At 62.0% G+C, this 10,581-nt stretch carries 4 protein-coding genes; 1 reads left to right on the top strand and 3 read right to left on the bottom strand.

Features of this window, described 5'->3' with window-relative positions:
• Positions 1 to 792 precede the first annotated feature (792 nt).
• From pgi to GSQ93_RS11945, 3 genes are all read right to left on the bottom strand, one after another.
• Positions 793 to 2,418, bottom strand: coding sequence for a glucose-6-phosphate isomerase (gene pgi / locus GSQ93_RS11955; protein WP_158935861.1), 1,626 nt, complete (start codon positions 2,416 to 2,418; stop codon positions 793 to 795).
• Between the two features lie 300 nt (positions 2,419 to 2,718).
• Positions 2,719 to 4,308 carry an NAD(P)H-hydrate dehydratase gene (locus GSQ93_RS11950; protein WP_158935860.1) on the bottom strand — a complete coding sequence of 530 codons (1,590 nt, stop codon included), beginning with the start codon at positions 4,306 to 4,308 and terminating at the stop codon, positions 2,719 to 2,721.
• A gap of 217 nt (positions 4,309 to 4,525) precedes the next feature.
• Positions 4,526 to 5,830, bottom strand: coding sequence for an FAD-dependent oxidoreductase (locus tag GSQ93_RS11945; protein ID WP_158935859.1), 1,305 nt, complete (start codon positions 5,828 to 5,830; stop codon positions 4,526 to 4,528).
• Positions 5,831 to 6,294: 464 nt separating this feature from the next.
• Here GSQ93_RS11945 and purL point away from each other — a divergent pair, with 464 nt between their 5' ends.
• Positions 6,295 to 10,353, top strand: a complete 4,059-nt coding sequence (purL, locus tag GSQ93_RS11940; RefSeq protein WP_158935858.1) for a phosphoribosylformylglycinamidine synthase — start codon at positions 6,295 to 6,297, stop codon at positions 10,351 to 10,353.
• The last annotated feature ends 228 nt before the right edge of the window (positions 10,354 to 10,581 follow it).

Below are 10,581 nucleotides of genomic sequence, written 5' to 3'. Positions count from 1 at the left end.
CCTTCTCCGAACACGGATTCTGACACGCTTCGCCACCAGTGATTGAACCTGCCAAGGGGCACCCCGCGCTATCCGCGGACGACCAACCACCAATTTGTACGCACGACGGACCACGCCGCCAACCCGCCAAGTAATAAAGCCCCAAAATATGTAAGGCCGCAACCGACGAAAATAACCGCGTAAGCACGCGGTCAGCCCACCAAAAATTGAAGCGGCGGCTTCAACCTTTGGTGAGTCAGCTGGTCGGTTACATGGAATTCGTCGCTCACGGCTTCACGCGTCCTGCGGCCTCATTTCGAGGTACGTTGGCGGCGTGATTCGGCGTGCGTACAAATTCGGTGGAAGGTTGTCCGCGGATAGCGCGGGGTGCCCCTTGGCAGGTTCAATCACTGGTGGCGAAGCGTGTCAGAATCCGTGTTCGGAGAAGGAGGGGTTCACACATCCGGTGCTCTGGCGAGCACCGTGCTTTTGGGGCACCTATGAATAGAAACTGCACGCTGTGGACACTTAGGGTAGCGTGGTTAAAGCGTTTTCTTTGCTTCGTTTCTTTGTCGCTTTGGACAAAGAAATGACGGGCGCCACGCACAGTGGCTAACAGTGATAAAGAGAAAATCCGACTCTCGCAGACCGCTAAGGCCGAAAGCACCAACCCGGCATAGACTCCGACCGCTAACCCCAAAACCGACCACCCCGGCACCAACCTCGACCACTACGACCAACCCAAGTGCGAACGAAAGACATCCCGCGCCCCTCATCAGTAGAAACCGCGAGACATCTTTCAGCATAAAGCGCTTACAGCCCCTTCAAAGCAGCCTGTGCACGCGCGATCAACGCCGATGTCGACGAATCATGCTTCGTGGGATCGGCCTTGCCGCTGGTGATATCGGCTTCGACCACTTTGCCGAGAATCTTGCCCAGCTCGACGCCCCACTGATCGAACGAGTTGATGTCCCACACCGCGCCTTGCACCAGCACCTTGTGCTCGTACAGCGCGATGACCGCGCCCAATGTCTCGGGCGTGAGGGCATCGAGAATAATCGTTGTCGTCGGGCGATTGCCGGGGAAACTCAGGTGCGTTGCCAGTTCTTCCTTGCCCGGCCCCGCGACCTTCTTCGCTTCTTCCAGCGTGCGCCCGAGCATCAGTGCTTCGCTTTGCGCGAAGCAGTTCGCGAGCAGCTTGGCGTGATGATCGACCAGCGGATGTTCCGGCGTCAACACGGCGATAAAGTCGACCGGGATCAACGTCGGACCCTGATGCAGCATCTGGTAGAACGCGTGCTGGCCATTCGTGCCGGGTTCGCCCCAGATCACGGCGGCGGTCGGGTAATCGACCATGGTGCCGTCGAGCCGTGCCGACTTGCCGTTGCTCTCCATCTCGAGTTGCTGGAGATACGAAGACAGGTAGCGCATGGCTTGCGAGTACGGCGCGACCATCACGCTTTGCGACTCGAAGAAGTCGCGATACCAGATGCCAATCATGCCCATCAGCACGGGCAGGTTGCGCTCGAACGGCGCGGTGCGGAAGTGCTCGTCCATGGCATGCGCGCCGGCCAGCAGCTTCTCGAAGTTCTCCGGTCCGACCGAGATCACTATCGACAGACCCACCGTCGACCATAGCGAATAACGGCCGCCGACCCAGTCCCACATCTCGAAGACGTTTTCCTTCGCAATGCCGAACTTGACCACTTCCTCAGGATTCGCCGATACCCCCACGAAGTGCTTCGACAGCGCTTCTTCGGGGCAGCCGCTTTTCACGAACCACTCGCGCATGGAGCGCGCGTTGGTCATGGTTTCCTGCGTGGTGAACGTCTTCGACACCACGATAGCCAGCGTCTCTTCAGCGTCGATGTCCTTCAGCACGTTGTAGATATCGGCGCCATCGACGTTCGAGACAAAATGCGTATCCAGACCCGGCTGTGCCAGGTGCTGCAAGGCATGCACGACCATCTTCGGTCCGAGATCCGAGCCGCCAATGCCGATGTTCACCACATGGCGAATCCGCTTGCCGGTGTAGCCGGTCCACGAGCCGTCGCGTACCTTGTTCGCAAACGCGGCCATCTTGGCTTTTTCAGCGCGGATTTCCTTCTGGAACGGGGAGTTGTCGTCGGTGGAACGCAAGGCCGTGTGCAGCACCGCGCGATGTTCCGTGACGTTGACGATATCGCCGGAAAATACGGCTTCCCGCTTGTCAGCGACCTTGGCCTGCTGCGCGAGTTCGATAAGCAGCTTGATCGTGGCTTCGGTGATGCGGTTCTTCGAGAAGTCGATGGAGATGCCGCCGCCATCAAAAGTCAGGCGCTCGGCGCGGGACGGCGTTGTGTCATTTTGCGGCGCGAACCAGTCGCGCAGGCGTTCGTCACGGATGGCATCGTAATGCGTCCGGAGCGCCGGCCAGGCAGGGAGCGAATTGAGCGTCATAACGGTCCGTTTATCAGAGGGTGACGGGAAGTGCTGTGCATCGCGCGGAGTTTGATGAGGTCCATCTCGACTGACTTATCGAGCGACCTACGCGCGAGTCAACAAGTATAGCCACGATGGATGAATGATTGCTTGCATGAAGGTTAAGCGTATCGGCCACGGCTTCGTGTTTCGTTTGTCCGGGATAAACGGCGCGTGCAGGCGGTGCCCGCGTTGGCCTCGCGTTGCATGGATAGACGCCGCTGGCGAACGGCGCCAGCGACGGACTTCAGGGATCCGCGCCTTGACCATGTTGCCGAGTTATGCAGCGTAAAAAAGCCGGTTGAGCAAACTCCGTACCTTCGGAGCCAGCTCTCCTGCGGTTAATCCTGCGGGACCTTCGCCTTCCGCGGTCAACTCTTCAGCGGCCAGCCCATGCAGATAAACGCCCGCCAGCGCCGCCTCATAAGCCGGCAGCCGTTGCGCGAGGAAGGCGCCGATCAACCCGCCCAGCACGTCGCCTGTCCCACCTGTCGCGAGCGCGGCATTGCCGGTGGGGTTCACCGAAACGCGTCCGTCCGGCGCAGCGATGATCGTGCCCGTGCCTTTCAACACAGCGACCGCAGCGAAACGCGCCGCCAGTTGCCGGGCCGCCGCGATGCGATCCGCTTGCACCTTTTTCACATCCGATCCGAGCAAACGCGCGGCTTCGAGCGGATGCGGCGTCAATACGCACGGATCCCCGCGAGCGCCTCGTTCGGCGACCTTGGCAGCCAGCTTTTCATCCGATGAAATCAGGTTGAGCGCGTCGGCATCGAAGAGCTTGGGGACGTCGAGCGCGAGGACATCAGCGAGCACCTTCTTCGCACGCTCGCTCTGGCCCATGCCGCAGCCGACCGCGAGCGCGTTCATCTTGTCGAGTGAGATCTGGTCGACGTGGTGCAGCATCAGTTCCGGATGCGGTGGGTCATAAGGCGGCGAATCAGTGCCGATGAACGCCACGTTGACTTTGCCCGCGCCCCCGTACAACGCCATGCGCGCGGCCAGGATCGGCGCGCCGCACATGCCGGTGTCGCCGCCGAGCACGGCCAGCGTGCCGAACGTGCCCTTGTTGGTCGCGTAATTGCGGGGCGGCAAGTGCGAACCGAACAGAGATGGCGCGTTCAGCACGACCGAGGGTTCAACGGGCGGCTTGACACCCAGATCAGCGATATAAAGCTTGCCCGTGAGGTCGCGGCCATCGCCGGTGAAATGGCCCGGTTTCGCGCCGATAAACGTGATGGTGTGCGTGGCGCGCACGGCCTGCGCGCGGCCGTCGGCGCTGCGGCTGACCGGTTCGCCGGTGTCGCTCGACAGCCCGCTCGCGATATCCAGCGCAAGCACGCCGCCGCCCGCCTTGGAACGCCGTGACAGGCGCGCGGCCAGATCCGCGAACACGCCTTCCAGCGGTCGTCCGAGACCAATCCCGAACATGCCGTCGACGAGCCAGCCGAAGTTATCGAAAGAGTGAGGGGATTCGGCGGTGATTTTCACGCCCGCTTGCCGGGCTTCGGCGAGCGCCCAGCGTGCATCGTCGGGTTTCACTTCCACCGGCATGCAGACTTCGACATCGATACCGGCTTGCCGCAAGCGGGCAGCCATCACGAGCGCATCGCCGCCATTGTTGCCCGGACCGGCCACGATCCACACTGGCAGGGCGGCAAGATGCGGCGCATGCCCATTCTGGTTCTGATCGATGACAAATTGCGCCGCGGCAGCCCCGGCGCGCCCCATCAGCGTATTCGCGGGCAGGGACGCCGCGGCGCGGCTTTCAAGCGTGCGGAGTTCGCCAAGTGTCAGCAGCGCCAGCGCGTGATCGCGTGGCTCGACGTAGGGCGGAGAAGGAAAGTTTGAAACGAAAGAGTCGGTCATGGCGCCTGCGTAGGAGGAGTGCGTGAACTCATCGCAATTATTGCGCCCAAATGGCCGCAAACGCCGGCCAGCCAATTCGTAAAGTGTTTTACTTTCGTGAAAGACGTTTGCTGCTGCGTTTTTGTATTTCGTCAGGCCGCATCGCTATTCGCTTTGCGGACCCTTTCGCTGCCCGGAATTTAAGCCGAACGAGGTTCAAACTGACGCTCAAACCTTCCTAAAACCGGTCCATCCGCAGCGCGCTGAGCGTTTCAACCGGCACGTCGGGCGTGATTCCGGAGACCATGGCCGCCACCACCTTGGCCGCCCCGCAAGCGATCCCCCAGCCTGCCGGCCCGTGCGCCGCGTTGATGAACAAGCGGGCATGCGCGGTCGGGCTCACCACGGGCAAGCCATCGGGCGACACCAGCCTGATGCCGTCCCAGGCCCGCGCCGCCGATACCTTCGCCGCGCCTGGAATCCAGTCGTGCGTCGCCTGGCCGAGCAGCGCAAGGGCGCGCCGCGTCATGCTTTCGTTCATCGGCTTGTGGGCTTTTGCCACGCTCTCCAGCACCGCGCCACCGGTTACACGCATGCGCTGGTTGATTCGCGTCATGGTGATGCGCTTCACGGAATCGACGACCGTAATGTGCGGCGCGCGTTCCTCGTAGGCAATCGGCGCGGTCAGGGTGTGCAAACGCAGCGGATGCAACGGCAGCGTGATTCCCAGCGTGGCCAGCAACGCCGACGTGCCGGTACCGGCCGCGACCACGATGGCATCGGCGCCGATCAGTTCGACGTCGCGGGATTTGCGGCCCTTGCCGTCGACTTCACCCGCGCGCGGTCCGAGTTCTACAGCGGCACGCTGGGCGTCGGCGCGAATGGCGGTTACTTCGCGGCCAAGTTGGAACTGCACGCCGCTGTCTTCCAGCACCTGCTTCAGCAGCTTGGTAAACAACGGGCAATTGGCGGTGCGGGCATCGCCAAGCAAAACGCCACCCGCAAGCGGCGGATCATCGGGAATGGACGGCTCCGCCCCCACGCATTCCTCGGGCGTGAGCACACGGTGCGGCGTCTCAAAGCGCTGCAGCAGCGCAATGGCGGACTGCGCCAGCTCGAGATCGCGTTCATGGCGGAACACGTGCAGCACGCCGGTGCGCTGCTCGTAATCGAGTGCGTATCGGGAGTCGATATCAGCGATCACATCGCGCGATATGTCCACCAGCGGCCGCAAAGCGGCGTATTGACTGGTGAAAAGCTCCGGATCCTTGAATCGCGCGAGTTGCTTGGCGAACTCGCGGGTATCGGAATTGAAGCCGGGTTTGTACACGACGCCGGTTTTGGCCGAGCGGCGTGTCTGCATGAACGTCGGTCCGAACCACACGTCGAGCGGTGAGGGCAGCACGGAGCCGCCATGGCCGTAGGTTGCGCCCTGCGCAACGGTGGCATGGCGCTCGACCACGCAGACGCGGTGGCCGTTTGCACGCAATTGATACGCGGTGGCGATGCCGGCGATTCCGCCGCCGATAACGATGACATCCATGATTCGTTCTCGCCCGAAGGCGCAAGACCAGACTGGTTCACGAGCCGGCGCCCGACTGTGTCAGGGCGCCCGGGATTCGCCGGGATTCTCGTGAGAGAGGCGAACCGGCGTTTGTGTGACTTTTTGTGCGACCAAACGCCGGTCAGGGAAAGCGCGCCATCATAGCGCCAAACGGGCGTCGACGGGACGCCAAGAGGCGTGACACAGCGGCACCGGTGAGCGCGCCGGCGGCTGAAAACCCTTGCGTGGCAAGGCCCTTGAAGTGCACCGCCGGATCTTCCCAAAAACGTTCCGGGCGTATTTCAGAGATTGCGGGCATGCCGCCGGGCCGTTTCACGGCTTGGCCCCGGGTCCGTTTTCGAGACACTTCCGGGTTATAATCCGGGTCTTCCCACCGCCAGTTGCGGCACTGCCGCATTTGGCTCCGACGTCTCTCGTCTCGACGTCTTCTAAGCACCGTGACAATGGCCCACTTCTCGTGTTTCCCCGGCGCTTCGGCCCTCTCCGATTTCCGTCAAACCCGCCTGCTCGAAACATTGACGCGCATCGACCCGGCAATTGTCGGCGTGCGCGGCCAGTATCTGCATTTCGTGAACTCGGCCGAACCGCTCTCCGATGACGACAGCAACCGCATCCACGCGCTGATGCACTACGGCGCGCCGTTCGAGGCCAGCACGGAGCGCGGCGCGCAAGAGACCTTCATGGTCGTGCCGCGCTTCGGCACGGTGTCGCCGTGGGCGAGCAAGGCGACCGATATTGCGCATCACTGTGGGCTTACGCAGGTCCGGCGGATCGAGCGGGGCATCGAATATACGGTGATCCTGAAAAGCGGCTTGCTCGGCAGTGGCATTGGCGGCAAGAAGGCGTTGGGCGAGCAGGAGCGCGCAGCCGTTGTTGCCGCGCTGCACGACCGGATGACCGAAAGCGTGGCGCCGTCGCGGGATCACGCACTGCATCTCTTCGACGAACTGCCGGCTCAGCCGCTGCAGGCCGTCGATATCCTCGGCCATGGCCGCGGCGCGCTGGAAACGGCGAACGCGGAACTGGGCTTGGCGCTGGCGGAAGATGAAATCGACTATCTCGTTGATTCGTTCAAGGAGTTGCAGCGCAATCCCACCGACGTCGAGTTGATGATGTTCGCGCAGGCCAACAGCGAACATTGCCGTCACAAAATTTTCAACGGGCAGTGGACCATCGACGGCGAGCCGCAGGACATTTCGCTGTTCAACATGATCCGCAACACCGAGAAGCTGAATCACGCCGGAACCATCGTTGCGTATTCGGACAACTCGGCGATCATGGAAGGCGGCACGGCCGAGCGCTGGTTCCCGCGCGGTTCGGACGAACATTACGGCCGTCACACCGAGTTGACGCACACGTTGATGAAGGTGGAGACGCATAACCACCCGACCGCCATCTCGCCGTTCGCTGGCGCGGCAACAGGCTCGGGCGGCGAGATCCGTGACGAAGGCGCAACGGGCCGCGGCGCGCGTCCGAAAGCGGGCCTGGCCGGTTTCACGGTATCGAATCTGGACTTGCCCGATGCACGCCAGCCGTGGGAAAACGCCCGCGACAGCGCCGTGCCGGTGCCCCAGCGTAATCCTTCGGACGCGCATGAGCCGTATGGAAAACCGGAGCGCATTGCGTCGGCTTTGCAGATCATGATCGATGGCCCGATCGGCGCGGCCGCGTTCAACAACGAATTCGGCCGGCCCAATCTGGGCGGCTATTTCCGCGCGTATGAGCAGAATGCTGCCGGGCGCGTGCGGGGTTATCACAAGCCGATCATGATCGCGGGCGGTATTGGCAATATCTCGGATCAGCACACGCACAAGATGGATCTGCCGGCGGGATCGTTGCTGATCCAGATCGGCGGTCCGGGCATGCGGATCGGCATGGGCGGCGGCGCGGCGAGTTCGATGGCGACCGGCGCGAATACCGCGCAACTCGATTTCGATTCCGTCCAGCGCGGCAACCCGGAAATCCAGCGGCGCGCGCAGGAAGTCATCAATGCGTGCTGGCAGTTGGGCGCTGAGAACCCGATCCTCAGCATCCACGACGTGGGCGCGGGCGGGTTATCGAATGCGTTCCCCGAACTGGTCGATGGGGCCAGCAAGGGCGCGCGATTCGAATTGCGTCGCGTGCAGCTTGAAGAATCGGGTTTGTCGCCGCGCGAAATCTGGTCGAACGAAGCGCAGGAACGCTACGTTCTGGCTATCGCGCCGGAAAGCCTCCCGGCCTTCGAAGCGATCTGCACGCGTGAACGTTGCCCGGTCGCTGTGGTGGGTGTCGCGACGGACGCGCGCCAACTGCAGTTGATCGACGACTTGAAGAGCGCGGATGAAAAGCTCGAACCCGTCGATATGCCCATGGAAGTCCTGCTCGGCAAGACGCCCAAGATGCATCGCGACGTGAAGCGCGAGGTCTTGACGTTCGAACCCGTCGATGTAACCGGAATGGTGTTGTCGGAGATCGCGGTGAGCGTGCTGAAGCACCCGACGGTCGCGAGCAAATCGTTCCTGATCACGATTGGCGATCGCTCGGTGGGCGGCACGACGGCGCGCGACCAGATGGTCGGCCCGTGGCAAGTGCCCGTCGCCGATTGCGCGATCACCACCATGGATTACGCGGGCTTCCGTGGCGAAGCAATGACCATTGCCGAACGCACGCCGCTTGCCGTGATCGATGCTCCTGCATCCGGACGCATGGCGGTGGGTGAAGCGGTGACGAACATCGCGTCGGCGCCAATCGAATCGTTGAACAAGCTGAAGCTGTCCGCCAACTGGATGGCCGCGTGCGGCAGTCCTGGCGAAGACGCGGCGCTGTTTGACACCGTGAAGGCTATCGGCATGGAGTTGTGCCCGGCGCTGGGCATCAGTATTCCGGTCGGCAAGGATTCGCTGTCGATGCGCACCAAGTGGCAGGACGCAACGGGTGCGGCGAAGGAAGTCGTGTCGCCGGTGTCGCTGATCATTTCGGCGTTTGCATCGGTTGAAGATGTGCGCCGACAACTCACGCCGCAATTGCAGCGCGGCACGGATACGGTGCTGATCTCGATCGACCTCGGCCGCGGCAAGAATCGTCTTGGCGGCAGCATTCTGGCGCAAGTGACGCAGCAGATTGGCGATACGGTTCCCGACGTTGACGACGCCGAGGACCTGAAGCGGTTCTTTAACGCTATCCAGTCGCTGAATGCGGCGGGCAAGCTGCTCGCGTACCACGATCGTTCCGATGGCGGCCTCTGGGCCACCGTCTGCGAAATGGCGTTCGCGGGACATGTGGGCGTGTCGCTGAACGTCGACATGCTGATCCTCGATCCCAACCACGAATCTGATTACGGCGATGCCAAGGATTGGGCGAAGCAGACGAGCGGCCGTCGTGAAGATCGGACCATTCGCGCGCTGTTCTCGGAAGAGTTGGGCGGCGTGATTCAGGTGCCTTTGGCGGATCGCGATGCCGTGCTGGCTGTGTTGCGCGAGCATGGCTTGTTTGGTTGCAGCGAAGTGATCGGCAAGCCGAACGAGCGGGACACAATCGAAATTTATCGCGATGCCAAGAAGATTTATGAGGCTCCGCGCCATGAATTGCACCGTGCGTGGAGCGAAGTGAGCTGGCGCATCGCGCGGTTACGCGATAACCCCGCCTGTGCCGATGCCGAATACGACGCGTTGCTCGATCCTGCTGATCCGGGCATCTCGCCGGTTTTGACTTTTGATCCGGCGCAGGATGTATCGGCTCCGTTCATTGCGAAGGGTGCCCGTCCGCGCGTGGCGATCCTGCGAGAGCAGGGCGTCAATTCGCATCTGGAAACGGCTTACGCGTTCGATCGTTCGGGGTTCGACACCCACGACGTCCACATGAGCGATTTGCTGGAAGGCCGCGTCACGCTGGCTGACTTTGCGGGTGCGGTGGCTTGCGGCGGCTTCTCTTACGGCGACGTGCTGGGTGCGGGCGAAGGCTGGGCGAAGACGATTCGTTTCAACCCGCGTCTGGCTGATATGTTCGAGGCGTTTTTCGGTCGCACGGACACCTTTGCGCTGGGCATCTGCAATGGTTGCCAGATGATGAGCAGCCTCGCTTCGATGATCCCTGGCGCGGATGCGTGGCCGAAGTTTACTCGCAACAAATCGGAGCAGTTCGAGGCGCGGTTTGCATCGGTTGAAGTTCAAAGCTCGCCGTCGATATTCTTCGCCGGAATGGAAGGTTCGCGGATTCCGGTGGCCGTTGCGCATGGCGAAGGCTTTGCGGATTTCTCGCAGCAAGGTGATTCTGCGAACGCATTAGTCGCAATGCGTTTCATCGATAACCAAGGCGCTGCAACCGAGCGTTATCCGTTGAATCCGAATGGATCGCCGGAGGGTATTACGTCGGTGACGACGCCTGATGGACGCTTCACGGTGCTGATGCCGCATATGGAGCGGGTGCACAGGAATGTGCAGATGAGCTGGACGCCGGAGGGTTGGACTGGGGACGCGAGTCCGTGGTTGCGCGTGTTTCAGAATGCGCGGCGCTGGATAGGGTAGGAGGGGGCGCTCGCGCCGGTGGACAGGAGGGGTTGCTGGCGCGAAGGGCGGAGTGCGGAGTGCGGAGCTTGGGGTTGATCGTGGGTTCTTGAGGGGTAGCGGTCGGGGTCTATGCTGGGTTGGTGCTTTCGGGCTTAGTGGTCTGCGAGAGTCGGATTTTTTCTTTATCACTGTTAGCCACTGTGCGTGGCGGCACGTCATTTCTTTGTCCAAAGCGACAAAGAAACG

Origin of the sequence: Burkholderia sp. S171 (genome assembly GCF_009766085.1) — a bacterium.
Taxonomy (GTDB): Bacteria; Pseudomonadota; Gammaproteobacteria; order Burkholderiales; family Burkholderiaceae; genus Caballeronia.
The sequence above is the reverse complement of the archived record's forward strand: the minus strand, read 5'-3'. Positions and strand labels throughout refer to the sequence as shown.

What these genes read in the sequence shown, in the direction of transcription:
- pgi (WP_158935861.1), bottom strand. Translation starts at nt 2,418, where the DNA reads ATGACGCTCAATTCGCTCCCTGCCTGGCCGGCGCTCCGGACGCATTAC.
- GSQ93_RS11950 (WP_158935860.1), bottom strand. Translation starts at nt 4,308, where the DNA reads ATGACCGACTCTTTCGTTTCAAACTTTCCTTCTCCGCCCTACGTCGAG.
- GSQ93_RS11945 (WP_158935859.1), bottom strand. Translation starts at nt 5,830, where the DNA reads ATGGATGTCATCGTTATCGGCGGCGGAATCGCCGGCATCGCCACCGCG.
- purL (WP_158935858.1), top strand. Translation starts at nt 6,295, where the DNA reads ATGGCCCACTTCTCGTGTTTCCCCGGCGCTTCGGCCCTCTCCGATTTC.